The sequence below is a fragment of the Mycobacterium mantenii genome (genome assembly GCF_001667865.1).
In the GTDB taxonomy this organism is placed as follows: Bacteria; Actinomycetota; Actinomycetes; order Mycobacteriales; family Mycobacteriaceae; genus Mycobacterium; species Mycobacterium mantenii_A.
This window is the reverse complement of the sequence record NZ_LZJP01000013.1, coordinates 16094-41588: the sequence shown is the minus strand read 5'-3', so window position 1 is coordinate 41588 and position 25495 is coordinate 16094. Positions and strand designations below refer to the sequence as shown.

Annotated in this window: 25 protein-coding genes, 2 pseudogenes and 1 riboswitch; of the genes and pseudogenes, 16 read left to right on the top strand and 11 right to left on the bottom strand. The window is 68.0% G+C overall.

The genetic code is table 11. From position 1 onward, the window contains the following. The first annotated feature begins 3 nt into the window (after window positions 1-3). The gene (locus tag A5688_RS02215) at window positions 4-267 is read left to right on the top strand and encodes a DUF2630 family protein (protein ID WP_067838242.1); all 264 of its coding nucleotides are present in this window, start codon (window positions 4-6) and stop codon (window positions 265-267) included. Continuing rightward, a complete protein-coding gene (locus A5688_RS02210) occupies window positions 264-1838 on the top strand; it encodes a phytoene desaturase family protein (protein ID WP_067914594.1) in 1575 nt (524 codons plus the stop codon). The genes A5688_RS02215 and A5688_RS02210 overlap by 4 nt, the downstream gene beginning before the upstream one ends. Here the strand turns inward: A5688_RS02210 and A5688_RS02205 are convergent, their stop codons facing one another. Together A5688_RS02205 and pdxH are read right to left on the bottom strand one after the other, a co-directional pair. Beyond that, complete coding sequence (locus tag A5688_RS02205) at window positions 1839-3137, bottom strand: citrate synthase (protein ID WP_067835252.1); 1299 nt, start codon at window positions 3135-3137, stop codon at window positions 1839-1841. Window positions 3138-3295: 158 nt separating this feature from the next. Then, window positions 3296-3958 (bottom strand): pyridoxamine 5'-phosphate oxidase, encoded by a 663-nt coding sequence (gene pdxH / locus A5688_RS02200; RefSeq protein ID WP_067835250.1) that lies wholly within the window; start codon window positions 3956-3958, stop codon window positions 3296-3298. A 71-nt stretch (window positions 3959-4029) separates the two neighbouring features. Between pdxH and A5688_RS02195 the strand changes: the two genes are divergently transcribed. The 4 genes and pseudogenes from A5688_RS02195 to A5688_RS02180 all read left to right on the top strand — a co-directional run bounded on the left by A5688_RS02195 (window position 4030) and on the right by A5688_RS02180 (window position 7735). Then, the gene (locus tag A5688_RS02195; protein ID WP_067835248.1) at window positions 4030-5154 is read left to right on the top strand and encodes a citrate synthase 2; all 1125 of its coding nucleotides are present in this window, start codon (window positions 4030-4032) and stop codon (window positions 5152-5154) included. Between the two features lie 51 nt (window positions 5155-5205). Beyond that, window positions 5206-6670 (top strand): annotated as a pseudogene (locus A5688_RS02190) (serine/threonine-protein kinase). Further along, the gene (locus tag A5688_RS02185) at window positions 6667-7182 is read left to right on the top strand and encodes a hypothetical protein (RefSeq protein WP_067914592.1); all 516 of its coding nucleotides are present in this window, start codon (window positions 6667-6669) and stop codon (window positions 7180-7182) included. The pseudogene A5688_RS02190 and the gene A5688_RS02185 overlap by 4 nt, the downstream one beginning before the upstream one ends. Before the next feature lie 94 nt (window positions 7183-7276). Continuing rightward, window positions 7277-7735, top strand: a complete 459-nt coding sequence (locus A5688_RS02180) for a VOC family protein (RefSeq protein WP_067835242.1) — start codon at window positions 7277-7279, stop codon at window positions 7733-7735. On the opposite strand, the gene A5688_RS02175 is transcribed toward A5688_RS02180, so the two are convergent. Further along, window positions 7732-9420: an FAD-dependent oxidoreductase gene (locus A5688_RS02175; RefSeq protein WP_067914591.1), complete on the bottom strand. Its 1689-nt coding sequence runs from the start codon at window positions 9418-9420 to the stop codon at window positions 7732-7734. The genes A5688_RS02180 and A5688_RS02175 overlap by 4 nt on opposite strands. A gap of 17 nt (window positions 9421-9437) precedes the next feature. Beyond that, window positions 9438-10463 (bottom strand): AurF N-oxygenase family protein, encoded by a 1026-nt coding sequence (locus A5688_RS02170; RefSeq protein ID WP_067835238.1) that lies wholly within the window; start codon window positions 10461-10463, stop codon window positions 9438-9440. A gap of 246 nt (window positions 10464-10709) precedes the next feature. On the opposite strand from A5688_RS02170, the gene serC reads away from it, so the two are divergent. Together serC and sepH are read left to right on the top strand one after the other, a co-directional pair. After that, complete coding sequence (serC, locus tag A5688_RS02165) at window positions 10710-11828, top strand: phosphoserine transaminase (RefSeq protein WP_120312342.1); 1119 nt, start codon at window positions 10710-10712, stop codon at window positions 11826-11828. Between the two features lie 122 nt (window positions 11829-11950). Next, window positions 11951-12721, top strand: a complete 771-nt coding sequence (gene sepH, locus A5688_RS02160) for a septation protein SepH (RefSeq protein ID WP_067835233.1) — start codon at window positions 11951-11953, stop codon at window positions 12719-12721. A 52-nt stretch (window positions 12722-12773) separates the two neighbouring features. On the opposite strand, the gene A5688_RS02155 is transcribed toward sepH, so the two are convergent. The 3 genes from A5688_RS02155 to A5688_RS02145 are packed head-to-tail and all read right to left on the bottom strand — an operon-like array spanning window position 12774 to window position 14345. Beyond that, window positions 12774-13049, bottom strand: coding sequence for a DUF2537 domain-containing protein (locus A5688_RS02155; RefSeq protein ID WP_067835231.1), 276 nt, complete (start codon window positions 13047-13049; stop codon window positions 12774-12776). 10 nt (window positions 13050-13059) lie between these two features. Further along, window positions 13060-13917, bottom strand: a complete 858-nt coding sequence (locus tag A5688_RS02150) for a TrmH family RNA methyltransferase (protein ID WP_067835229.1) — start codon at window positions 13915-13917, stop codon at window positions 13060-13062. Beyond that, window positions 13914-14345, bottom strand: a complete 432-nt coding sequence (locus A5688_RS02145; RefSeq protein WP_067914589.1) for a MarR family transcriptional regulator — start codon at window positions 14343-14345, stop codon at window positions 13914-13916. The genes A5688_RS02150 and A5688_RS02145 overlap by 4 nt, the downstream gene beginning before the upstream one ends. Window positions 14346-14542: 197 nt before the next feature. On the opposite strand from A5688_RS02145, the gene A5688_RS02140 reads away from it, so the two are divergent. Together A5688_RS02140 and A5688_RS02135 are read left to right on the top strand one after the other, a co-directional pair. Further along, window positions 14543-14818 (top strand): DUF2530 domain-containing protein, encoded by a 276-nt coding sequence (locus A5688_RS02140; RefSeq protein WP_067914587.1) that lies wholly within the window; start codon window positions 14543-14545, stop codon window positions 14816-14818. A gap of 20 nt (window positions 14819-14838) precedes the next feature. After that, window positions 14839-15294, top strand: a complete 456-nt coding sequence (locus A5688_RS02135) for an SRPBCC family protein (protein WP_067914585.1) — start codon at window positions 14839-14841, stop codon at window positions 15292-15294. Window positions 15295-15581: 287 nt separating this feature from the next. Here the strand turns inward: A5688_RS02135 and A5688_RS02130 are convergent. After that, window positions 15582-16394 (bottom strand): annotated as a pseudogene (locus A5688_RS02130) (DUF3027 domain-containing protein); the annotation flags it as partial. 79 nt (window positions 16395-16473) lie between these two features. Here A5688_RS02130 and A5688_RS02125 point away from each other — a divergent pair. Together A5688_RS02125 and A5688_RS02120 are read left to right on the top strand one after the other, a co-directional pair. Further along, window positions 16474-18156: an MFS transporter gene (locus A5688_RS02125; RefSeq protein WP_082955216.1), complete on the top strand. Its 1683-nt coding sequence runs from the start codon at window positions 16474-16476 to the stop codon at window positions 18154-18156. After that, the gene (locus A5688_RS02120; protein WP_067835217.1) at window positions 18153-18653 is read left to right on the top strand and encodes a DUF2771 domain-containing protein; all 501 of its coding nucleotides are present in this window, start codon (window positions 18153-18155) and stop codon (window positions 18651-18653) included. Before A5688_RS02125 ends, A5688_RS02120 begins: the two co-directional genes overlap by 4 nt. Before the next feature lie 29 nt (window positions 18654-18682). Here the strand turns inward: A5688_RS02120 and A5688_RS02115 are convergent, their stop codons facing one another. The 3 genes from A5688_RS02115 to A5688_RS02105 all read right to left on the bottom strand — a co-directional run bounded on the left by A5688_RS02115 (window position 18683) and on the right by A5688_RS02105 (window position 22232). Continuing rightward, window positions 18683-19687: a glutathione S-transferase family protein gene (locus A5688_RS02115; protein ID WP_067914579.1), complete on the bottom strand. Its 1005-nt coding sequence runs from the start codon at window positions 19685-19687 to the stop codon at window positions 18683-18685. Between the two features lie 57 nt (window positions 19688-19744). After that, on the bottom strand, window positions 19745-21697 hold the full coding sequence (locus A5688_RS02110) for an acyl-CoA dehydrogenase family protein (RefSeq protein ID WP_067914577.1): 1953 nt from the start codon (window positions 21695-21697) through the stop codon (window positions 19745-19747). Between the two features lie 127 nt (window positions 21698-21824). Continuing rightward, window positions 21825-22232 carry a cold-shock protein gene (locus A5688_RS02105; protein WP_067835211.1) on the bottom strand — a complete coding sequence of 136 codons (408 nt, stop codon included), beginning with the start codon at window positions 22230-22232 and terminating at the stop codon, window positions 21825-21827. 165 nt (window positions 22233-22397) lie between these two features. Here A5688_RS02105 and A5688_RS02100 point away from each other — a divergent pair, with 165 nt between their 5' ends. The 4 genes from A5688_RS02100 to A5688_RS02085 all read left to right on the top strand — a co-directional run bounded on the left by A5688_RS02100 (window position 22398) and on the right by A5688_RS02085 (window position 25485). Then, window positions 22398-22805 (top strand): YccF domain-containing protein, encoded by a 408-nt coding sequence (locus A5688_RS02100; protein ID WP_067835209.1) that lies wholly within the window; start codon window positions 22398-22400, stop codon window positions 22803-22805. After that, window positions 22802-23896, top strand: a complete 1095-nt coding sequence (moaA, locus tag A5688_RS02095) for a GTP 3',8-cyclase MoaA (protein ID WP_067835207.1) — start codon at window positions 22802-22804, stop codon at window positions 23894-23896. The genes A5688_RS02100 and moaA overlap by 4 nt, the downstream gene beginning before the upstream one ends. A 4-nt stretch (window positions 23897-23900) precedes the next feature. Next, window positions 23901-24179 carry a MoaD/ThiS family protein gene (locus A5688_RS02090; protein WP_067835205.1) on the top strand — a complete coding sequence of 93 codons (279 nt, stop codon included), beginning with the start codon at window positions 23901-23903 and terminating at the stop codon, window positions 24177-24179. Window positions 24180-24414: 235 nt separating this feature from the next. Continuing rightward, window positions 24415-24601, top strand: a riboswitch (cyclic di-AMP (ydaO/yuaA leader). A gap of 11 nt (window positions 24602-24612) precedes the next feature. Next, window positions 24613-25485 carry a transglycosylase family protein gene (locus tag A5688_RS02085; protein ID WP_067914575.1) on the top strand — a complete coding sequence of 291 codons (873 nt, stop codon included), beginning with the start codon at window positions 24613-24615 and terminating at the stop codon, window positions 25483-25485. The last annotated feature ends 10 nt before the right edge of the window (window positions 25486-25495 follow it).

The window sequence follows — 25495 nt, the reverse complement described above, 5'->3', positions numbered from 1 at the left end:
GCGATGGCCAACGGCAGTAAACCCACCGACAACGAAACCCTGGCAGTCATCCGCGACCTGGTCTCGCAGGAGAAAGAGCTGCGCGCCCGGCTGCAGCGCGGGGATATCGATACGACGGAAGAACATGACCGCCTGCGGCGGGTGGAGGTCGAACTCGACCAGTGCTGGGACCTGCTGCGGCAGCGCCGGGCATTGCGCGAGAGCGGCGCTGACCCACGAGAGGCCGAGGTGCGTCCCCCCGACGAGGTCGAGGGTTACCTCAGCTGAGCGACCACGCGACCGACGTCGACGCCGTAGTCGTCGGGGGCGGCCACAACGGTCTCGTCGCGGCCGCCTACCTGGCCGGAGCGGGCCTCCGGGTGCGCCTGCTGGAACGGCTGGACCACATCGGCGGCGCCGCCGTTTCGGCGCAAGCCTTCGACGGTGTCGACGTCCGGGTCTCGCGCTACTCCTATCTGGTCAGCCTGCTGCCCGCGCGGATCCTCGCCGACCTGGGCGCCGGGGTGCGGTTGGCCCGGCGGCCGTATTCGTCGTACACGCCCGACCCCGCGACCGACGGCCGCGGCGGGCTGCTGATCGGGTCGCCCGGTGACACCTTCGCCGGCATCGGCGCCGCCGGAGACGCGCCCGGCTTCGCCGACTTCTACCGACGCGTTCGGTTGGTGACCGAACGACTGTGGCCGACATTGCTCGAACCCCTGCGCACCCGCGAGGGCGCCCGCCGGCACGTGATCGAAAGTGGCGACGACCGCGCCGCGGCGGCGTGGCGGGCCGTGATCGAGGACCCGATCGGACATGCCATCGCCGACGCGGTGCGCAACGATGTGGTTCGCGGGGTCGTCGCGACCGACGCGCTCATCGGCACCTTCGCCCGCCTCGATGACCCGTCGCTGACGCAGAATGTCTGCTTCCTGTATCACGTGCTCGGCGGGGGAACCGGCGACTGGGACGTCCCGATCGGCGGGATGGGCGCGGTGACCACGGCCCTGGCCGCGGCGGCCGTCGGCCGTGGCGCCGAAATCACCACCGGCGCAGACGTTTACGCAGTCGATCCCACCGGCGAAGTGCGCTATCGCGCCGGCGGGGACGAACATCTGGTTCGGGCCCGATTCGTCCTGGCCGGCGTGACACCGACGGTGCTGTCCGGGCTGCTCGGCGAACAACCGGCGCCGGCGGCCGCCGGCGCGCAGGTCAAGGTGAACATGGTGCTGCGCCGGCTGCCCCGGCTGCGCGACGACGCCGTCACACCCGAGCAGGCATTCGGCGGTACGTTTCACGTCAACGAGACCTGGACACAACTGGATGCGGCCTATGCGCAGGCCGCCGCCGGCCAACCGCCAAATCCGCTGCCGTGCGAAGCCTATTGCCACTCGCTGACCGACCCCAGCATCCTGTCGGCCGAGCTGCGCGACTCCGGCATCCAGACGATGACAGTGTTCGGCCTGCACACCCCGCACTCGCTATTCGGAGGCGCCGACCCCGACGCGCTGCGCAAACAACTGACCGACGACGTACTGGCGTCACTCAATTCCGTTCTGGCCGAACCGATTCAAGACTTGCTGCTGGACGACGCGCAGGGCCGGCCGTGCCTCGAGACGACGACCACGCTGGATCTGGAGCGCACCCTGGGCATGAGCGGCGGCAACATCTTCCACGGCGGCCTGTCCTGGCCGTTCGCCGAGGACGACGACCCGCTGGACACCCCGGCACGACAATGGGGAGTGGCCACCGCACACGAACGAATCATGCTGTGCGGCTCGGGAACTCGCCGCGGCGGAGCGGTGTCGGGTATCGGCGGGCACAACGCCGCGATGGCGGTGCTGGCGTCGCTGAGCTAGTTAGCTACGCGCGTCGATGGTGACGTAGTCGCGCTCGGTGTAGCCGGTGTAGATCTGGCGCGGGCGGCCGATCTTGCTGTCCCCCTCGTCGTGCATCTCGCGCCAGTGCGCGATCCACCCGGGCAGCCGCCCCAGCGCGAACAGCACGGTGAACATCCGGGTCGGGAAACCGAGGGCCCGGTAGATCAGACCGGTGTAGAAGTCGACGTTGGGGTAGAGCTTGCGCTCGATGAAGTAGTCATCGGTCAGCGCGGCCTCTTCGAGTTGCTTGGCGATGTCCAGCAGGTCGTCGTCGCCGCCGAGCTTGGCCAGGATCTTGTCGGCCTGCTCTTTGACGATGCGGGCACGCGGGTCGTAGTTCTTGTAGACGCGGTGACCGAAGCCCATCAGCTTCACGCCTTCTTCGCGGTTCTTGACCTTGCGCACGAATTCGCTGACGTCGTCGTCACTTTGGCGGATCTTCTCGAGCATCTCGAGCACCGCCTGGTTGGCGCCGCCGTGCAGCGGCCCCCACAGCGCGTTGATACCGCCGGAGATAGAGGTGAACAGGTTGGCCTGCGACGACCCGACCAGCCGGACCGTCGACGTCGAGCAGTTCTGTTCATGGTCGGCGTGCAGGATGAGCAGCATGTCCAGCGCCCGAACGATTTCGGGGTCCGCCTCATAGGGCTCCGCGGGCAGCCCGAACGTCATGCGCAGGAAGTTCTCCACCAGCGTCAGCGAGTTGTCCGGGTACAGGAACGGCTGGCCGACCGACTTCTTGTAGGCGTAGGCCGCGATGGTCGGCAGCTTGGCCAGCAACCGGATCGTCGAAAGCTCGACGTCCTCGGTGTCCATCGGGTCCAGCGAATCGGGGTAGTAAGCGGAGAGCGCGTTGACCGCACTGGACAGCACCGGCATCGGGTGGGCGTTGCGCGGGAAGCCGTCGAAGAATCGCTTGAGGTCCTCGTGCAGCATGGTGTGCAGCTGGATCCGCTTGGTGAAGTCGGCCAGCTGCTCCTTGCTCGGCAGTTCGCCGTAAATCAGGAGGTAGCTCACTTCGATGAAGGTCGACTTCTCGGCGAGCTGCTCGATCGGGATGCCGCGGTAGCGCAGGATGCCCGCGTCGCCGTCGATGTAGGTGATGGAGCTCTTGCACGACGCCGTGTTGACGAAGCCGTTGTCGAACGTGGTGTAGCCGGTCTTGGACAACAACGAGCCCAGCGCGATGCCGTCGGCGCCGTCGGTGGCGCTGACGATCTGCAGGTCGGTCTCGCCGCCCGGGTACTTCAAAGTGGCGGTGTCGTCGGTGTCTGCCACGAGAACCCCTTTGCGCTCTGGCTGATATGGCTGCTGACTTGGTGCTTACTGCTGAAGGTAGTCGTTACGACGATGAGGCGCCTGCCCGGGGTCGAGTCCGCTGGTCACGCCAGCAATCGGTCCCGTCACGCCGCCGCGCAACGTGCATCATCAGCGGGTTAGGGCTGCAGGCGCTCCACCCGGTCTCCGGTGACGCGGATGCGGTTATGCAGTCGATTTTCCCGGCCCTGCCAGAACTCAACCACGTCCGGGGCGATGAGATAGCCGCCCCAGCCCGGCGGGACCGGAACCTGCTCGCGGTCGGCGAAGCGGGCCGTCACCTCCCCCAGTTGCTCGAGCAGCGCCGCCCGGGACGCAATCGGTTGTGATTGGTGCGACGCCCAGGCACCCAGTTGCGACCCGCGCGGCCGCTTGGACCAGTAGTCCTCGGTGTCCCGCGCGGCGACCTTGCGCACCGAGCCACGGACGTGGACCTGACGGCCGAGCTGATACCAGGGAAACGTCGCCGAGGCGTACGGCGTCGCCGCCAGATCGTCACCTTTGGCTGAGTCATAGTTGGTGAAGAAAGTGATCCCGGTCTCGTCCACGCTCTTGCACAACACCGATCGGCTCGCCGGCCTGCCGTCGGCGGTGACGGTGGCCAGCACCAGCGCGTTGGGCTCGGGCACGCCCGACCGCTCGGCGTCGTCGATCCACTTGCGCAACAACGGAACCCAGCCGTCGCTGAGCCAATCCGCGTCGAGGTCCGGACTGCCGTCTTTTTCCACCGAGCCGTATTCCACCCGCATCCGTTGCAGGTGCTCGCCTTGTGGTCCTGCCATCGCGTCAACGCTACCGGCGCTTGCTACCGGCCGGTAGCGTCCACCCGATCCTGGGGTGCGAGAATTTTCCCATGACTGCTGTGGTCCCCGAAGACTTTGTCCCCGGCCTCGAGGGCGTGGTCGCCTTCACCACCGAAATTGCCGAACCGGATAAAGACGGCGGCGCGCTGCGCTATCGCGGTGTCGACATCGAAGACCTGGTGACCCAGCAGGTCACCTTCGGCGACGTGTGGGCATTGCTGGTCGACGGCAAGTTCGGCCACGGGCTGCCGCCCGCCGAGCCTTTTCCGCTGCCCATCCACACCGGCGACGTGCGCGTCGACGTGCAGGCGGGCCTGGCGATGCTGGCCCCGATCTGGGGGTACAAGCCGCTGCTGGACACCGACGACGCCACCGCCCGCGACCAGTTGGCCCGCGCATCGGTGATGGCGCTGTCCTACGTCGCGCAGTCGGCCCGCGGCATCTACCAACCCGCGGTGCCGCAGCGGATCATCGACGAATGCGAAACGGTGACTGCCCGTTTCATGACGCGATGGCAGGGCGAGCCGGACCCACGGCACATCGAAGCGATCGACGCCTACTGGGTCTCGGCCGCCGAGCACGGCATGAACGCCTCGACGTTCACCGCGCGGGTGATCGCCTCGACCGGCGCCGACGTGGCGGCGGCGTTGTCCGGGGCGATCGGGGCGATGAGCGGCCCACTGCACGGCGGGGCCCCGGCGCGGGTGCTGCCGATGCTCGAAGAGGTCGAGCGCACCGGTGACGCGCGCGGCCTGGTCAAGAAGATCCTGGACAGCGGCGACAAGCTGATGGGCTTCGGGCACCGGGTCTACCGCGCGGAGGACCCGCGGGCACGGGTGCTGCGCGCCACCGCCGAGCGGCTGGGCGCGCCGCGCCACGAGGTCGCCGTCGCGCTGGAGCAGGCGGCCCTGGCCGAGTTGCGCGAGCGCCGTCCGGACCGGGCCATCGAGACGAACGTCGAGTTCTGGGCCGCGGTGATGCTGGACTTCGCCCGAGTACCGGCCAACATGATGCCGGCGATGTTCACCTGTGGACGTACCGCCGGGTGGTGCGCCCACATCCTCGAGCAGAAGGGGCTCGGCAAGCTGGTCCGCCCGTCGGCGATCTACGTGGGCCCCGGCCCGCGCAAACCGGACGCCGTCGAGGGCTGGGACCGCAGTCTCACCAACGCCTGAGCCGCGCCGTCGGGACCCAACTTTTTGGCGATCACTCAGTAGGATCGCCCCATGCCCCTGGGGAATGGCGCCGTCTTCGCCGGCTACACCATTGAGGGTCTACTCGGTTCCGGTGCGACGGGGGACGTCTACGTGGCGCGGCATCCACGATTGCCGCGACTGGACGCGCTGAAGGTGCTGCCCGCCTCGTTGACCGGTGACGCGGACTTCCGGCAACGGTTCGACCGGGAGGCGGACTTGGCGGTCGCGCTGCGGCATCCCAATATCGTTGCGCTGCACGACCGCGGCGAATTCGACGGCCGGCTCTGGATCGCGATGGACTACGCGCAGGGCAGCGACGCCGGACGCTTGCTGCGCGAACGGCACCCCTTCGGCATGGCCCGCGCGCGACGTGCTGGAGATCGTCACGGCCGTCGCGGACGCACTCGACCATGGACACCGGCGTGGAATCCTGCACCGCGCTGTCAAACCCGGGAAAATCCTGCTGACCCAACCCGATTCGGAACCCCGCCGAATCCTGTTGGCCGACTTCGGCATTGCCCCCTACACCGATGACATCAACGGTTTGACGTCGACCGACGCCGCCGGTGCGGACAGCTACGCGGCGCCAGAACAGTTGATGGGCGGCCCCCTCGACGGGCGGGCCGATCAATACGCTCTGGCCGCCACGGCCTTTCACTTGCTGACCGGTGTCGCTCCGTACGCCGACACCAGCCCTGCGGTGGGCCTCGCCAACCATCTCAACGCGCCGGCACCGCTGCTGGCGCAGCGACGCCCCGATCTGGCGCCGCTGGACCCGGTGCTGTCAAAAGCGATGAGCAAGGATCCGGCGCAACGCTTTTCGCGGTGCCTCGACTTTGCTCAAGCCCTCGGCGAGTCGCTCAATGCCGCCGGCGCGCAGTGGAATCCGACCGCCACGCCGTGGCCGGCGGGCCCGCCGGCGATGGGCGCGCCGCCGATTCTGACGGCCGGCGCCTGGCCCGCGATGCCTCCCATGCCGCCGTATCCGGCACCTGCGCCCCGACGACGAGTGCTCGCGGCCGTGCTGGTGCCGCTGGTGCTCACCGTCCTGTTGCTGGGCGCCGCCGCGTTCACCGGGACGCAGGTGTTGCGTCCGCGGGCACAGCCGTCGACCGCCGCACCCCAGTGGCAGCCGTACGTCGACTACGCCAAGCAGTTCGCCGGCTGGCTCACCAGCCTGAGCCCGCAGTCGGCCGACAGCGACATCCAGCGCCTGCTCGACGGATCGATCGGCGAATTCCACGACGAGTTTGCGAAGTCGCGCAACGACTTCCTCAAGACCGTCGTGGATTCCAATGTGTCGACCCAAGGGAGCGTGAACGCCGCGGCACTCGAGTCGATCAGCGGCACCAAGGCGCAGGTCCTGGTCGCCGCGACCTCCAACGTCACCAACAAGGCGGGCGCGACGCAAGACCCGCGAAAGTGGCGGTTGGAGATGCGGGTCGAGCAGGTCGGTGACACCTACAAGGTGTCCAAGGTGGAATTCGTGTCATGAGGTCCGGGCTGCTGGGGCGCATCGCGTGGTGGGCGGTCGTCGTCGTCCTCACCGTCGCCACGCTGGCCGTGACGGCACTGGGCGTTTGGGAGATGGGGCTCAAGAGTCAGCAACCGCCGCCGGTGGCGGACCAATTCGCCGATCGCCAGGCGGTCACCCACGCCGCGAGCGCCGGCACGGTCAAGGTGTTGAGCTACACACCGGACACCCTCGACCAGGACTTCGACGCCGCCAGCGCGATGCTGACCGGCGACTTCCTCGCCTACTACCGGCAGTTCACCAGCCAGGTCGTCGCGCCCGCCGCGCGGCAGAAGCGGGTGACCACCAAGGCCACCGTCCCGCGCGCCGGGGTGGAAACCCTGTCCACCGACAAGGCGGCCATCCTCGTCTTCGTCACCCAGACGACGACGTCGGCGGACCAACCCGCGCCCGCGGCCACCTCCAGCTCGGTGCGGGTCGGCCTCGCCAAGGTGCAGGGACGCTGGCTGATCAACAGCTTCAACCCGGTGTGACGAACTGGTTCGGGGCGGCGCGATGAGTATTGCCGCGGCGTCCGGTCAATACTTGTGATCCCTCACGGGCAAACGCGACACAAGGAGAATCAGCATGGCGATCAACATCGAACCCGCACTGTCCCCGCACCTGGTGGTCGACGATGCCGCCGCGGCAATCGACTTCTACGTCAAGGCCTTTGGGGCCGAAGAAATAGGGCGGGTGCCGCGTCCCGACGGCAAACTGGTGCACGCCGCGGTGCGCATCAACGGATTCACGGTGATGCTCAACGACGACTTTCCGGAAGTGTGTGGCGGCAAGTCGATGACGCCGACATCGCTGGGCGGCACCCCGGTGATGATCCACCTGACGGTCACCGACGTCGACGCCAGCTTCCAGCGTGCGCTGGATGCCGGTGCCACCGTGGTGACCCCGTTGGCGGACCAGTTCTGGGGCGACCGCTACGGCATGGTCGCCGACCCGTTCGGCCACCACTGGTCGCTGGGGCAGCCGGTCCGCGAGGTCAGCATGGAAGAGATCTCGGCGGCGATGGCCGGGCAGGGAGCCGGCTAGCCGAGCAGCCGATCCAGCAGCCGGCGTCGCGGTGGCGGCGCCGGCTGTGCGGTGGCGGCGGCCGCGAGCATGGCGGAGACGTCGGTGAACTTGTTGCGAGGCCGGCCGTCGTCGGTGCCGCGCGCGATCTCGGCGGCGTCGATGGCGCGCCATCCCGCCGCGTCGATCGCGTGAGGCTGACGGGCGCGCACCAGGCTGGCCAGCGCCTCGGGTTTGGCCGCCGGATCGGTCAGCTTGCCGGCGTTGAAATCGGCGACCAGGGCCTGCACTGTCTGCAATGAGCAGGACTTGTTGGTGCCGATAAACCCGCTGGGCCCCCGCTTGATCCAGCCCGCGACGTATGCGCCCGGCACCGGTTCACCAGATGCGGGATCGACGACGCGACCCGCGTCGTTCGGCACGACGGCCGACGACTCGTCATAGGGAAGATCGCGAATCGGCTTGCCGCGGTAGCCGATCGACGTCAGCACCAGACCCGTTTCCAGCAGGCGCGTCTCGTCGGTGCCGGTGACCGAGAACTCCATGCCGGTGGCGCGCTGGTCCCCCAGCACCCTGCTCGGGGTGAGCCGATACGCCAGCCTGATCCTGGGGCGCGAGGACGGCGCCGAATCGTCGCCGAGGGTGCTCAAGATTTCCAGCTTGCGCTTGGTCAACGCGTCCGAAGCGGTCGCGAGGTCGGCGGCCACCAGCTGGCGGTCGGCCGCGCTGAGCACCACTTCGGAGCTGCCAGTGAGCCCGATCAGTTCGGGCAACGTGAACGCCGACTGGGCGGGTCCGCGCCGAGCGGCGATCACCACCTCACGCACCGCCGAGGCCCGGAAGGCCGACAGCGCGTGGTCGGCGATGTCGGTGCGGGCCAGGTCGTCGGGATCCGAGGTGAGCAGCCGGGCGACATCGAGGGCGACGTTGCCGTTGCCGACGATCACCACCCGCTCGTGGCTGAGATCGACTGGCAGATCGGTGAAATCGGGATGCCCGTTGATCCATGCGACCAATTCGGTCGCCGTTCCGGTCCCGGGCACGCCCATGCCCTCGATGTCCAGGCGGCGGTCATCGGGTGCGCCGACGGCGTACAGCACGGCGTGGTGGTGAGCCAGCAGATCGGCGTGGCTCAGCTGTTTGCCGACCTCGACGTTGAGATAGAACCGGAACCGCCGATCCCCGGCGACCCGGTCGAACAGCCGAGTGACCCGCTTGGTGTTCTGGTGATCGGGGGCCACCCCGGCGCGCACCAAACCGTAAGGGGTAGGAAGCTTCTCAAAGACGTTGACGCGCACGCCGTGCTGAGTCAGCAGTTCGTCGGCGGCATACATCGCCGCCGGCCCGGATCCGACGATGGCCACGGTCAGCGGCGTACGGCGGGCGTGCACCTCGACGGCCGGGATCACCGAGGCCAGCTTCGACGTCGGCGGCAGCTTCTCGTCCTTCGGCCGGTCCGGATAGAAGGACGCGTTGATCTCGATGAAGGGCAGCTGCTTGGCGTCCAGCCGGGTGTCGGGCGCGATCGCGCCGACGGGGCATGCGCTCACGCAGGCACCGCAGTCCACGCACGCCACCGGATCGATGTAGAGCATCTCCGAGGTGGCGAAACCGGGCTCATCGGGTGTCGGGTGAATGCAATTCACCGGGCACGCGAAAACACAGGACCCGTCGTTACAGCACGACTGGGTAATAACGTGCGGCATAAAGGAACTCGCAGTGGTTACGCGGCCGGGACCGCGGCCAGGTGCTGGCGCTGCGGCTCGCTCCGGTACCGCGACGGCTTGCCGTTGATCTTGCACAACCGCCACATCAACCGCGCGGAGCGCGTTTCCATCAGGCCGGTGTCGTAGGCCAGCATCCGCACATCACCGAACATGTCGCTGAGCCACTTACGCGATTCCGGCGACCGGAAGAACAGTTCCTTCTTGACGTCGCGCGGGATGTCGAACTCCTGCCAGAATGCCTTGGGCGGCACCACGATTGCGCGACACAGTGCCTTCATGGTCAGCGGCAGGTACAGCGCGGTCCAGAATCGTTGCCTCTTGGTCAATTCCGGCACCCGCTTGCGCAGGAATTCGTGGGCGAACGAGATGTGCCGGGCCTCCTCGGCCACGTGAATGGCCATCACCCGCTCCATGATGGGGTGCAGCGACTTGCCTTCGCGCAGAACATTTTTCTGCGTGTGATCGATCGGTTCCTCGCCGGCGAGCACCCCGATGAAGAACGCCACCGGCAGCGGGCCCGCCACCAGCGGCACCAACGGCGAGAGCCACTTGAGGATTCGCGGCATGCCCGGCACGTCGGTGCCGATGCGGTTCACCATCTCCTGGAACATCATGGTGTGGTTGCACTCTTCAACCGACTCGTGCAGGCAATACCGGTATTCCGGTGACCCGTTGGGCACCCAGAACGTGTAGTTCATCAGGCCCCGGATCAGGATGGACTCGAAGTGCAGACCCACCTTGGCCACGTTGGCCTGGCGCCACATCCCGATCTTGATCTTGCGCTCGTCCGACTGCGCCAGATACCAGGGATGGCGACCCAGCGGGTCGGTCGTCGGCAGGATCCACCGCGGATCGTTTTCCGTGACGGCGAATTCTGGTGATTCCCAATCGATATCGGTGTAGGGATTGAAGTTACGCCGCACCGACCCCTCGGACAGTGTGGCAAGCATGTTGACGTATTCGGCGTCGTCGCGCACTTCCATGTTGCTTCGCCAACGCCGGACCAATCGCGTCCTAGCCATATCCAGGCCTCCCCAACGAGGTTTACATTTGGCTGTGCTGTGTCCAGACAGTACCGCAGGTACCGGATATTTCCTAGGCCCCTTCCGGGCACTGTGACCTGACCGGTGGTCATGGAAATTTTATGCCCCAGATCACACGCGACGAAACGTCCGAGGGCAGCCGAACAGGCTTTTTGTCCCGGCGACGGGGGCCGACAGCCGGGCCTCCGCGCCGGGGCGCCGGGTCGGCTCACTACCCTGATGAGCATGGCTGACCAGCTCGAGATCCCCGCTGACATGAAACCCCGCGACGGCCGCTTCGGGTGCGGCCCGTCCAAGGTCCGACCCGAACAATTGCAGGCGCTGACCACGACAGCCGCCCCGTTGTTCGGCACCTCGCACCGGCAGGCGCCGGTCAAGAATCTGGTCGGCCGGCTGCGGTCCGGGCTCGCCGACCTGTTCTCGGTGCCCGAGGGCTATGAGGTCATTCTGGGCAACGGCGGCGCGACCGCGTTCTGGGATGCCGCGGCTTTCGGCCTGATCGACAAGCGTTCGTTGCACCTGTCCTTCGGCGAGTTCAGCTCCAAGTTCGCCTCCGCGGTCGCCAAGAACCCCTTCGTCGGCGATCCCGTCGTCATCAAGGCGGACGCCGGCAGCGCACCCGAGCCGCAGAGCGACCCCTCGGTGGATGTGATCGCCTGGGCGCACAACGAGACATCGACCGGCGTCGCGGTGCCCATCGCCCGGCCCGCCGATTCCGGCGAGGCACTGGTCGTCATCGATGCGACCTCGGGCGCCGGCGGACTGCCGGTCGACATCGCCGAGACCGATGCCTACTACTTCTCCCCGCAGAAGAATTTCGCCAGCGACGGCGGCCTGTGGCTGGCCGTCATGAGCCCCGCGGCGCTGGCCCGCGTCGAGTCCATCGCCGCCTCCGGCCGCTGGGTTCCCGACTTCCTGTCGCTGCCCATCGCCGTGGAGAACAGCCTGAAGGACCAGACCTACAACACCCCGGCGGTCGGCACCCTGGCGCTGATGGTCGAGCAGGTCGACTGGATGCTGGGCAACGGCGGGCTGGACTGGGCCGTCAAGCGCACGGCGGACTCGTCGAGCCGGCTGTACTCCTGGGCCGAGGAGCGGTCCTACACCACGCCGTTTGTCAGCGACCCCAAGCTGCGCTCGCAGGTGGTGGGCACCGTCGACTTCGCCGACGACGTCGATGCCGCGGCCGTCGCGAAGATCCTCCGGGCGAACGGCGTCGTCGACACCGAGCCGTACCGCAAACTCGGCCGCAATCAGCTACGGGTGGGGATGTTCCCGGCGGTTGACCCCGACGACGTCAGCGCCCTGACCCAATGCATCGACTGGGTCGTCGAGCGCTTGTAACCGGGCGGCAATCGACCGGCAACCACACCGCGTGTCAGCACAGGTGATGGGCGGTTGCTGGACTAGAGTGCGCACGTGACGGGTCCGTCGCTGACCTGCACGGAGCCTGCGAGGAGATAACCATGCGGGAACTCAAAGTGGTTGGGCTGGATGCCGACAGCAAATATGTCATCTGCGAGGGTGACGATCCCGCGGAGCAGTTCAAGCTGGTGGCCGACGACCGCCTGCGAACGCTGCTGCGCGAGGCGGCCCTGTCCTCTGAGCAACCGCAGCTCGAGATTGAAGTCACCAACATGCTGAGCCCCAAAGAAATTCAGGCCAAGATCCGCGCCGGCGCCTCCGTCGAGCAGGTCGCCGCGGCGTCGGGTTCGGAAGTGTCGCGGATCCGCCGCTTTGCCCATCCGGTGCTGTTGGAACGGTTCCGCGCCGCGGAGCTGGCAACCGCCGCCCATCCGATGCTGGCCGACGGCCCCGCCGTCCTGACGCTGCTGGAGACGGTCAGCGCCGCCCTGGTGACCCGGGGCCTCAGCCACGACAAACTCAGCTGGGACGCCTGGCGCAACGAAGACAACCGATGGACGGTGCAGCTCGCGTGGAAGGTCGGCCGTTCCGACAACCTCGCGCATTTCTGCTTCTCTCCGGGCGCCCACGGCGGAACGGTCACGGCCATCGACGACGCGGCCAGCGCGCTGATCGACCCCACCTTCGAACGCCCGCTGCGCCCGGTGGCCCGGGTGGCCCACGTCGACTTCGAAGAGCCGGCGAAGTCGCCCGTCGCGGAAGCACCGGTCGCGGAGCCCGACGAAAAGCCCGTGCACACCCGCCGGGGCAAGCCGGTCATCCCGGCGTGGGAGGACGTGTTGCTCGGCGTGCGCTCGGGCGGACAGCGCTAGGGCCGACGGTGGCGACCCGCTTCGCCCGGCTTTGCCGCGCTCGCGATCACCACTAGGCGCGACCCGCCGCCAAGGCGAGTAGCACAATCCACGCCCCCGCGACCCCCACCGCGGCACCGAACACGAACCAGCGCAGCACCGGCGTACGCCGCCACCCCCACAGCGTGGGCGCCAATCCCCCGGCGGCCACGACGTTGAGCCCGACGGCCAGCAGCGCGTTCACGCGCACCAGCCCCAGACTGAGCACCACGATCGCGGCGCCCGTGACCGCAGCGACGAACGCGGTCACCGTCAAACCCGTTGCCCAGGGCACGGACTCGTCTCTCATCAGCCGGAGCCTAGCCTGGCTGTCCATCGCCACCTCCCGTCACCATGCGGGCCCGCTCGTAGAACGCCAACGCCGCCGCCGTCGCGACGTTGAGCGAGTCGGTGCCCCGCGACATCGGAATACGCACCCGCACATCACTCAACCGCAGGGTGGCCGGCGTCAGCCCCGGCCCTTCGGCGCCGACCAACACCGCGACCCGTTCGTCGCGCGCGGCCGTCATCGCCTCCGACAACGCGTATGCGGTGCCCTGCGGCGTCATCGCCAGAAGTCGAAAACCGTTCTGCCGCAATGTCGCAAGCTCGGCGGGCCAACAGGTTGCGCGCGCATACGGCACCAGTAGCGCGTGGCCCATCGACACCCGGACCGCGCGACGGTACAGCGGGTCGGCACAGCCGCTACCGAAGACCACCGCGTCGACGCCGAGCCCCGCCGCGTTGCGGAAGATCGAGCCCAGGTTCTCGTGATCGTTGACCCCTTCGAGCACCGCGACGGTGCGGGCCCCGGCGATCACCTCGGCGACGCTGGGTTCGGGTACCCGCCGGGCGGCCGCCAGCACGCCGCGGTTGAGATGAAAGCCGACCACCCGGGCCATGACGTCGGCGGACGTTCGGTAGAACGGCACGGCGCTGCCGGCCAGATCATCTTTGAGCTCGGCGAGCCGGCGGTCGGTGCCCAGCAGGGCGTGCGGGTGAAACCGTGAGGCGAGCATGCGCTGCACCACCAGCACACCCTCGGCGATCACCAGCCCCTTGCCGGACGGCAGATCGGGACGGCGATCAACGCTGTTCAGGTCGCGGAAATCGTCGAGCCTAGGATCGTCGGGGTCGTCAACGTCCTGAATATTCAGGGCTTCGGTCCGGTAACTCACGGGCCTTCGTCGACCAGGGCCAACATCAGGTCGGCGGCGCTGCGCAGGGTGTCGCGTTGTTCGCTGTTCAACGTCGCCAGCCGCTTGGCGAGCCACTCCTGGCGGGCACGGCGGTTGGCCTTGACCAGCTCGGCCCCGGACTCCGAGACCGAGACGAGCACTTGGCGGCCGTCGACAGGGTGCGGCGCGCGGTCCACCAGCCCCATCTCGGCCAGCGACGCGATCACCCGGGTCATCGACGGCGGCCGGACCCGTTCGCGAATCGCCAGGGCCCCGGGCGTCATCGGGCCTTCGTTGGTCAGCATCGCCAGCGCCGACAGCTGCGAGAGGGACACCGGCGACGACGGATTGCGAAACCGCAGTTGTCGGGCCAGCCGCGTAACAGCCAGTGACAGGTCGCTGGCCAGCCGCGCATCGCTGTCAGGCATGGCGCGAGGTTACACGGCAGGCTGAGAAACCGGGACACCAACCGGTGAACGACCGGTATTGATCCCTTTCACCGTGCTGCGGGCTTTTCATCGAAACGCTTATAGCCGCGGGTATCCCGTTCGGCCGGGCCGGGTCATTCGATTCGGCTAGTGGGTGCGCCGCCCGCGGACACCGGCGGCGGGCTATGTTAAGCGCGATGTCTGCCGAACCCGGTCAGAACCCCACCGCGCCGCCGCTGCCGGCCGCGCTGCTGCAGGTGTGGCCGTTCATCGCGCTCGGCGCGCTGGGGTGGCTGTCCGCGGTGGCGGCCGCTTTCCTGGTGCCCGCCCTGCAATGTTGGCGTCCGGTCGCCCTGGCCGGGCTGGGTGTGGGGGTGCTCGGCACGAGCATCTTCCTGCTGCAGCTCGCCGCGGCCCGTCGCGGTGCCCGCGGCGCGCAGGCCGGCCTCGAAAACTATCTCGACCACAAGTAATTCGCACCACTGGAGGAGCGATGGTAGCCCCGCTGTTGCAAGCCCACGTCGACATCAACGCACCGGTCGCCACGGTGTGGGGATTGATTTCCGACCTGCGGCGAATGCCGCAGTGGAGTCCGCAGTGTCGTTGGATGAAGCCCTTCGGCCCGGTACGTCAGGGCACCCGGACCCTCAACCTCAACCGCCGCAAGCGCATGTTCTGGCCGACCACGTGCACGGTCGTCGAGGTCGTTCCCGACCGCAAGCTCGCGTTCCGCGTCGACACGAACAACACCATCTGGAGCTACGAGCTCGAGCCCAGCGGCGAGGGCACCCGGCTGATCGAGAGCCGTCACGCCGAAAACGGTGTCACCGCGTTTTCGAACCTGTCGGTGAATACGCTCTTCGGCGGCACCGCCAACTTCGAGCGTGAATTGCTCGACGGCATGAACGCCTCGCTGGCGCGCATCAAGGCCGCCGCCGAAACCGGCTAGTCCGGCGTTTCGCTCTGCGGCGGCTGCTCGCCTTCCGGCGCCTCAGCCACGGGCTCGGCTTCCGTCGTCTCGGACTCGGCTTCCGTCGTCTCGGGCTCGGCTTCGGCCGTCTCGGCCGGTGTCTCGGGCCGGGACTCCTGGGTCGCAGATTCTTGGGCCGCAGACTCTTGGGCCGCCGGTTCCTGGGCCGCAAGTTCTTGGATCGCGGACTCCTCGGTCGCGGGCTCCTGGGTCGCGGGCTCCTCCTGCGCTTCCGGCGCCTCCGCTTCCCCGGACGGCGCGGACGGCTCGACCGGTGCCTGGGTGACGTCCAGCAGGCCGTCGTCGTAGGGCTCGTACGCCGGCGACCCAGTGCCCGCCGGGGCCGGGGTGTCCGAATGAGCACCGCAGCCGTACAGCTTGTCGACGATGTGCCCGTCGGCCGACAATTCGTTGCCGCACACCCCGAACAGCGCCCCCAGGGATCCCGACAGCGGCAGGAAGAAACCGCAGTCGCGGCACACCCGCTTGGTGGATCGCGCCATCGGCGAGTCGGGGCCGTAATCGCCGGTGCGCCAGCGTTCGGCCGCCTCCGCGCGGCCCTCGGCGCTCATCACCCAACGCCGGCCCAACCCGATCTCGGCGGCGGTCTCGTCGACCTGGGGGTCCCCGCTGGCGGTGTAGCCGGGAACCAGCCGAGGATCGTCGGTGCCGGGCGCCAGCAGATCGCCGGGGCTCAGGTCCCCGGGCCGCACCCGGTGCTCCCATGGCACCCACTCGGGTGCCAGCAATGCCGTCGGCCCCGGCACCAGCACCACCTCGCTGATGGTGGCGTGCTCGGCGCCGGGATAGGCCGCCACGACGACCGCCCACTGCCACCCCTGGTAACCGGCCAGGTGCGCCAGGAACCGGTGGGTCGCGGTGTTCGGATCTTCGTAGCCGACGCCCAGGTAGTCGCCGACCATCTCCGGCCCGCTGAACTCCACGACGGCGGCCCTGGCCTGGTCTGCCGCGCCCGTGAGCACCGCCGCCAACCCCTCCGGCCAGTCGTCCACGGTTGCCACGGCGGATTCCACGGAGGGCTCCTCGCTGGGTCTGGTCACGCTGTCTTCTTTCTGCATTGCGTTTCCAATACTAGGTTGACGAGCCACACCCCGTTACCTGCAGACGCACGGAGTCGGCATAGGGGAGAATCGGGACGTGTCTGGACGGCGGCAAAACGATCCGGGCCGTGTGCCCTCTCAGCGGGGCCGCCGGCCCCGCAACGGCGCCGCCTCCCAACATCCGGGCGCGGCCAACTACCCCGCCGGCGACAGCACCGATCGGCGCACACGGCGGCCTTCGCCGATGCCGAGCGCCAACCGCTATCTGCCCCCGCTGGGCCAACAGCCGGAGCCGGAGCGCAGCAGCGGCACGGCTTCTCGCGGTCCGGTCTCCGGCGAGCGGATCACCGTCACCCGCGCCGCCGCCCTGCGCAGCCGCGAAATGGGCTCGCGGATGTACTGGATGGTGCAGCGCGCCGCGACGGCGGACGGCGCCGACAAGTCCGGCCTGACGGCGCTGACGTGGCCCGTGGTGGCCAACTTCGCCGTCGACGCCGCGATGGCCGTCGCGCTGGCCAACACGTTGTTCTTCGCCGCGGCGACCGGGGAGAGCAAGGGCCGGGTCGCGCTGTACCTGTTGATCACCATCGCGCCGTTCGCCGTCGTCGCACCGTTCATCGGTCCGGCACTGGACCGGCTGCAGCACGGCCGCCGCGTCGCGCTGGCCGCGTCGTTCGCCCTGCGCACCGCACTGGCGGTGCTGCTGATCATGAACTACGACGGCCCCACCGGCAGTTTCCCGTCGTGGGTGCTCTACCCGTGCGCGCTCGCGATGATGGTCTTCTCGAAGTCGTTCAGCGTGTTGCGCAGCGCGGTGACGCCTCGGGTGATGCCGCCGACCATCGACCTGGTGCGGGTCAACGCCCGGCTGACCACGTTCGGCCTGCTGGGCGGCACCATCGTCGGCGGTGCCATCGCCGGTGGCGTGGAATTCGCCTGCACCCACCTGTTCAAGCTGCCCGGGGCGTTGTTCGTGGTGATCGCGGTGACGATCGCCGGCGCGATGCTGTCCATGCGGATACCCCGCTGGGTCGAGGTGACCGCCGGTGAGGTTCCCGCCACGTTGAGCTACCGCCAGGACAGTGAACCGCTGCGGCGCAGCTGGCATCAGGAGGTCAGCGGGGCGCTTCGGCAACCGTTGGGCCGCAACATCATCACCTCGCTGTGGGGTAACTGCACCATCAAGGTCATGGTGGGTTTCTTGTTCCTGTATCCCGCGTTCGTCGCCAAGGCCCACCAGGCCAACGGCTGGGCCCAGATCGCAATGCTCGGCATGATCGGCGCCGCGGCGGGGATCGGCAATTTCGTCGGCAACTTCACCAGTGCGCGCCTGAAGCTGGGCAGGCCCGCCGTGCTGGTGGTGCGCTGCACGGTCGCGGTGAGCGCGGTCGCGCTGGCCGCCGCGGTGGCCGGCAACCTGATGCTGGCCGTGATCGCCACCCTGGTCACGTCGGGGTCCAGCGCCATCGCGAAGGCGTCGCTGGACGCGTCGCTGCAGAACGACCTGCCGGAGGAGTCCCGCGCGTCGGGCTTCGGGCGCTCGGAGTCGACGCTGCAATTGGCCTGGGTCCTCGGCGGCGCGCTGGGCGTGTTGGTGTACACCGAACTGTGGGTCGGCTTCACCGCGGTCACTGCGCTGCTCATCCTGGGCCTGGCGCAGACCCTTGTCAGCTTCCGCGGCAACTCACTGATTCCCGGCCTGGGAGGAAATAGACCAATCATGGTCGAGCAGGAGGGCACGCGTCGCGGTGTCGGCGCTTCGGCGGTGGTAGCCGAGTGAAACCCGGAAGCAAGCGGGGGGTGGCCGTGCTGCTCGCCTGCCTGGTGGCCCTCCTGTGCGTCGGCGCCGGCGTCGGGACCTGGCTGCTGGTCGGCCGCACCGGACCGCGGCACCCCGAAATCAGCGCGTATTCACACGGTCACCTGACCCGGGTGGGGCCCTACCTGTACTGCAACGTGCTCAACCTCGAAGACTGTGAGACGCCGCAGAATCAGGGCGAGCTGCGGGTCAGCGAGCGGTACCCGATTCAGCTGTCGGTGCCCGATGCGATTTACCGCGCGCCGTGGCGGCTGCTGCAGGTGTATGACGACCCGACGAACACCACCAGCACCATCTTCCGACCGGGCACCCGATTCGCCGTGACGATCCCCTCGGTCGACCCACAGCGCGGGCGGCTGGCCGGGATCGTGGTGCAGTTGCTGACGTTGGCCGTTGATCCGGCCGGCGAGCTTCGCGATGTCCCGCACGCGGAATGGTCGGTGCGGCTGACCTTTTGAGGATCCGCCGCGCGGCTCGCCGGTGTGGCTCAAGCCGAGTGGCCGGCGGGTACGCGTTCACCCTCGACCGGTGGCCCGGGCGGCGTTCCAGTACCAAAGGGCTTGCCTCCCAGGCTTTCTCGCCCGTGCGGGGATAGCCAGCCGGCCAGGTCGGGGCCTTTGGGCACGATCCGAGTGGGATTGATGTCGGCGTGCACGATGTAGTAGTGCTGCTTGATCTGGACGAAGTCGACGGTGTCACCGAAGCCCGGTGTCTGGAACAGGTCGCGCGCGTAGGCCCACAGCACCGGCATCTCACTCAACTTGCTGCGATTGCATTTGAAGTGCCCGTGATAGACCGGGTCGAAGCGGGCCAGGGTGGTGAACAACCGCACGTCGGCCTCGGTGATGGTGTCGCCCACCAGGAATCGCTGATTGCTCAGCCGTTCGCTCACCCAATCCAACGCGGTGAACAACCGGTCGTAGGCCGCTTCGTAGGCCTGCTGTGAGCCGGCGAACCCGCACCGGTACACACCGTTGTTGATTTCGGTGTAGACCCTCTTGCTCACCTCATCGATTTCCGCGCGCAGGTGCTCCGGGTACAAATCGGGCGCTCCGTCGCGGTGGTAGGCCGACCACTCCGTCGAGAGATCCAGCGTCATCTGCGCGAAGTCATTGGTGACCACCGCCCCGGTTGGAACATCGACGATCGCCGGGACCGTGATGCCTTTGGGATAGTCGGGAAAGCGCTTGAAGTAGGCGTCCTGCAGCCGTGGAATCTTCAATACCGGGTCGACACCGCCCGGATCGAGGTCGAACGTCCAACTGCGCTCGTCGTGGGTGGGACCGCAAAAGCCAATGGAGAGAACGCTTTCCAGGCCCAACAAGCGGCGCACGATGATGGCGCGGTTCGCCCACGGGCACGCCCGCGCGACGACCAGCCGATACCGGCCGGGCTCCACCGGGTAGCCGTCACGCCCGTCGGCAGTGATGCGGGTGGTGATGTAGTTGGTGTCGCGGGTGAATTCGCCTGCCGGAGCAACGTAGGTAGCCATGACGACAATTCTGCCCCCGCGACGGCTGTCGACGAACCCGGAGAATCGAACGCGGAGCTACAGGTTCGCCTCCGACGGCGCAGACACCGTCAAAAATCGCCGGGCCAGGTTGGTTTCGGTGGACTCGCCGGGCTCCCAGTGCGCGATCCAAGGTCCGGTGCCTTCTGACTGGTCGACGATCCCATCCTCCAGCCAGGCGTAGCGGCCCTCCAGGACGTTATGGGTCAGCTGAACATCGCTGCCGTCGGTGTTGGCCCACAACGCATGGAACAACGCTTCGACGCGGAGGGTCGCCTGCTGGCAGAACGTCTCGGCCAGCTCGTACGCCTGTTGACCGACGGTGGGATCGGCGACACGCTGGCCCTCGGCGCGCACGCACGCCGCGGACATCGCGAACAGTTCGGCACCGATATCGACGATGCGCCCGAGGAATCCCTGCCGTTGCTCCAGTTTGGCCTGCCAACGCGCCATCCCGTAAAAGGTGTTACGGGCCAGCTTGCGGGAGGAGCGTTCGACGAACCGGAGGTGCGTCGCCAGCGGGCCGAACTCGTTGTAGGCCTTCGGTCGCTGACCTTCGCCAAAGACCAGCTGTGGCAACCACTTCGCGTAGAACCCGCTCGCACCGACCGCCGCGGCGGCCTTCTGCCGCAAACCGGCGTCGGGTTTGGCCAGATCGCCGGCCGCTGCGAGGTGTGCATCGACCGCCTCGCGTGCGATGAGCAGCCTCATGATCTCACTGGATCCTTCGAAGATGCGGTTGATCCGCAGGTCCCGCACCACCTGCTCGACGGGCACCGCGCGCTCACCTCGCGCGGCCAATGACTCCGCGGTCTCATAGCCCCGCCCACCCCGGATCTGCAAAACCTCATCGCCGATGGTGCAGGCCATCTCGCTAGCCCACAATTTGGCCAACGCCGCCTCGATGCGGATGTCGTTGCGTCCCTCGTCGGCCATCTGCGAAGACAGCTCGAGCACCGCATCAAGCGCGTAATTGGTCGCGGCGATGAACGAGATTTTGCCGGCCACTGCTTCATGCTTGGCCAGCGGCTTGCCCCACTGCACACGCTCACCAGACCATTCGCGGGCGATCTTCAGCGCCCACTTAGACGCACCTGTCGCGGTTGCAGGCAGCGACAGCCGTCCGGCGTTGAGTGTGGTCAACGCGATCTTGAGCCCGTCACCTTCGCGGCCGATCAAATTTTCGCTGGGCACCCGAACCCGGTGCAGCCTGGTCACTCCGTTCTCAATGCCGCGCAGCCCCATGAACTTGTTACGCCGCTCCACGGTGATCCCCGGCGAATCGGCCTCGACCACGAATGCGCTGATTCCACCCCGGTGCCCATCGCTCTTGGGCACCCGGGCCATGACCACCAGCAGTTCGGCGACCACGCCGTTGGTGGTCCACAATTTCACACCCTCGAGTTCGTAAGCCTTCCCCTCTTCGACGGGTGTGGCCGTCGAGGCCAAGCGCGCCGGGTCTGAGCCCACATCCGGTTCGGTAAGCAAGAACGCCGATACAGCCCCAGCAGCACACCGCGGCAAGAACTTCCGCTTCTGTCCCGGGGTGCCGGCGAGCTTGAGCGGTTCGGGTACTCCGATCGACTGATGGGCCGATAGCAGTGCGCCGAGACTGGGATGAACGCTCGAAATCATCATCAGCGCGCGGTTGTAGGCAACTTGGGACATGCCCAGCCCGCCGTATTCGGACGGAATTTTCATGCCGAAACAACCCAATTCGGCCATGCCCTTCACGTACTCATCGGGAATCTGCGCGTCGCGCTCGATGACACTGCCGTCGACAGTGTCCAGAAATTGCCGCACCTTGTCGAGAAACGCGCGGGTGCGCTCCTCGTCGGCGTCAGACGGTTTGGGGAATGGGTGTATCAGCTCTAACGGAAAACGACCAAGGAATAACTCCTTGGCGAAGGATGGTTTGTCCCAACCACTTTCGCGAGATTCCTCGGCGAGCGCTCTCGCCTGCTCCTCGGTGACCTGCGCTTGCTGTGACATCGCAGCCTCCTTGCTAACGACTCACACGACGTGTGGCTAACCACTACTGACCCGAACACCACACCTACGGATGTCGAAGTTACCACCCAGTAGCTTTTGGCGCAGTCGGTTCTGAGTCACCGGCCGGTTAGGCGTCGAGCTCCCGGGCCACGGCCTTGACCACCTCGGAAACCCGACGGGCGGTCTTGCGGTCCGGGTAGCGACCCTTGCGCAACTCGGGCTGCACGGTGCTTTCCAGCAACGTGATCATGTCCTCGACCATGCCGTGCAGCTCGTCGGGGTTGTGCTTGTGTTCGGCGGGCGCCTCGCGACGAGTCTTGGTCAGGCTGGGCGGCGGCTCAATCAGCTTGAGGCTCAACGCTTGCGGTCCGCGCCGTCCGGAGGCGATGCCGAACTCCACACGCTGGCCCGCCTTGAGGCCCTCGACCCCCGCGGGCAACGCCGACGAGCGGACGTAGACGTCTTCACCGTCCTCTTGCGACAGGAAGCCGAAGCCCTTCTCAGCGTCGTACCACTTAACCTTGCCCGTCGGCACTGGTCTCACCTGCTTGTCTAGCGGATCAATTGAAATAGGCAACGCAATAAGCGTCCCGCCTGCGCAGGACGCCGTATTAGGAGTCTGATCCTACTCGGATGCCCGGGTAACGAGCACCCCCGTTATCGGGTACTCGGTACGCTTGGTAATACCTGCGGAGGAGATATGCGCCTGATCCTGAACGTCATCTGGCTAGTCTTCGGCGGCCTGTGGATGGCCGTCGGATACCTGGCTGCGGCGCTCATCAGCTTCGTGCTGATCATCACCATCCCGTTTGGCTTCGCGGCGCTGCGCATCGCCTTGTACGCCCTGTGGCCGTTCGGCCGCACCATCGTGGACAAGCCGACCGCGGGGTCCGGCGCCCTGATCGGGAACATCATCTGGGTGGTGCTGTTCGGCGTGTGGCTGGCGATCGGCCATCTGGTCAGCGCGGCGGCGATGGCGCTCACGATCGTCGGCATTCCGCTGGCGCTGGCCAACCTCAAGCTGATTCCGGTGTCATTGATGCCGTTGGGCAAGGAGATCGTGCCGGTCAGCTCGCCGCCCCACTACCTGCCGCCGGTGGCCGCATGACGCTGACGGCGTTGGGTGTCCCGACGGTGCCGAGCCGTGCCGACGGCCCGGCCGGTGACCGTGCCGTCCCGACGGACGCGCCGTCCGCCGGTCCGCTGGTGGACACCTACGGGCGGGTCGCCACCGATCTGCGGGTCTCGCTGACCGACCGCTGCAACCTGCGCTGCAACTACTGCATGCCGGCGGAGGGCCTGAACTGGCTGCCCGGTGAGCAGCTGCTCAGTGCCGCCGAGCTGGCGAGGCTGATGCATATCGCCGTCACCCGGCTGGGGGTCACCAGCGTGCGGTTCACCGGCGGCGAACCCCTGCTGGCGCGCCACCTCGAGGAGGTGGTCGCCGCGGCCGCCGCGCTGCAGCCCCGCCCCGAGATCTCGCTGACCACCAATGGCATCGGGCTGGCGCGGCGCGCCGCCGGGCTGGTTCGGGCGGGCCTGGACCGGGTCAACATCTCGCTGGACAGCGTGGACCGGCAGCATTTCGCCGCCATCACCCGGCGCGACCGGCTCGACGATGTGCTCGCCGGCCTGGCCGCCGCCAAGGGTGCCGGCCTGCGGCCGGTGAAGGTGAACGCCGTGCTCGACCCGGCCACCGGCCGCGAGGACGTGGTTGAGCTGCTGCGATTCTGCCTCGAGCACGGCTACCAATTGCGGGTCATTGAGCAGATGCCGCTGGATGCCGGGCACCAATGGCGCCGCGATGCGGCGCTGAGCGCCGACGACGTCCTGGCAGCGCTACGCCCACACTTTCGGCTGCGGCCCGACCCGGCGCCGCGCGGATCGGCACCCGCCGAGCTCTGGCTGGTCGACACCGGCCCGGGCACACCGAGCGGAAAGTTCGGCGTCATCGCCTCGGTCTCGCACGCTTTCTGCGCGGCGTGCGACCGCACCCGGTTGACGGCCGACGGCCAGATTCGCAGCTGCCTGTTCGCCGAAGAGGAGACCGACCTGCGGGGACTGCTGCGCGGCGGTGCACCCGACGACGCGATCGAGTCGGCGTGGCGCATCGCGATGTGGGGCAAGCCCGCCGGTCACGGCATCAACGACCCGAACTTCATCCAGCCCGACCGCCCGATGAGCGCGATCGGTGGCTAGCCCCATGGGACAGGCCCCTGTCCAAGCAAACGGAATCCACGTGACGGTGCGCTTTTTCGCGGCCGCCCGCGCGGCCGCCGGCGTGGACTCGGAGACGGTGGTGCTGCGCCCCGGCACGACGGTTGCCGAGCTGGTCGACCGGCTCGCCGATCGGGGGTCTCGCCTGGCCACCGTGTTGACCCGATGCTCGTACCTGCGCGACGGGATCGCCGTCCGCGACGAGACCGCGGCGTTGCAATCCGGTGACACGATCGATGTTCTGCCGCCCTTTTCTGGCGGCTGAAACTGTGAAATACATCACGTAACGGAACGATAACGGCGCGATCACGCTCCGATATCGCCCCTCATGACCTGCGCAAACACATTGTGTTCCTGCGGTTTTCGCGGATGGCCGAGAGGGAAACGCCGGGTTTCGCAGAACGTGACGCGACCAACAGAAACCGTTACCGTCTCCGAAGGCTCGCCAGCCATCCCGATTGGCGGACCTCCCCTCCCTATCGCGCCGAGCTCCATCCAATAGGCGGGGGCCACCGAACTACATGGATGGAGACGGGGGACCCACCGGTCCACCGTGATCGAACTGGGGCCGCTCGCGGCTCCTAGGGGTGAAGCCGGCGTCGTCTCGCTTTGCAGACCACGCCGGCCGGGTGGCCTCTCCAACCCGAACCCGACAGCTGACCTCGCAGGCGCGTGACGAGAGGAATAAGTCGGCGCGTATGAGTGGACGTCACCGTAAGCCCAGCAGTTCGAACATCAGCGTCGCCAAGATCGCCGTCACCGGCGCGGTTCTTGGCGGCGGCAGCATCGCCCTTGCCGGCCAAGCGGCCGCGGCCACCGACGGCGAATGGGATCAGGTAGCCCATTGCGAATCCGGCGGCAATTGGGGCATCAACACCGGCAACGGCTACCACGGCGGCGTGCAGTTCAGCGCAAGCACTTGGGCCTCGCACGGCGGCGGCCAGTATGCCCCGTCGGCCGAACTCGCCACCCGGGAACAGCAGATCGCCGTCGCCGAGCGGGTGCTCGCCACTCAGGGCCGCGGCGCGTGGCCCGTGTGCGGCGGCCCGTTGTCGGGTCCCACCCAGCGTGACGTGCCCGCGCCGGCCGGGCTGGACGCGCCCGGAATCAACGGCGCCCCGGCGCCGCTGGCCCCGCCCGCGGACGCGCCCCCGCCGGACGCCCCGCCGCCCGCGCCGGTGCAATTGGCCTCGTTTGACCGGCCCGCGCCGCCGGACGCTCCTCCGCCGCCGGCGGACCTGCCGCCCGCTCCCCCGGCGGACGCGGTTCCGCCCGCGCCTCCCGGGGACCTGCCGCCCGCACCCCCGGCCGACGCGCCGCCGCCGGCCGACGCGATGCCGCCCGTACCCCCGGCCGACGCCCCGCCGCCGGCCGACGCGATGCCGCCCGTACCCCCGGCCGACGCACCGCCCGCGGTGGACACCGACTTCCACGGTTTCGTACCGGCCGGCATGCCGCAGCATGTCGCCGACGCCGGCTACACGCAGCAACTGTGGGACGCGATCCGGGCGCAGGACGTTCAGGGGAACGACGCGCTGGACGCTCTGGCGCAGCCGTCGCCCAGCGCCTGACACCGCCACA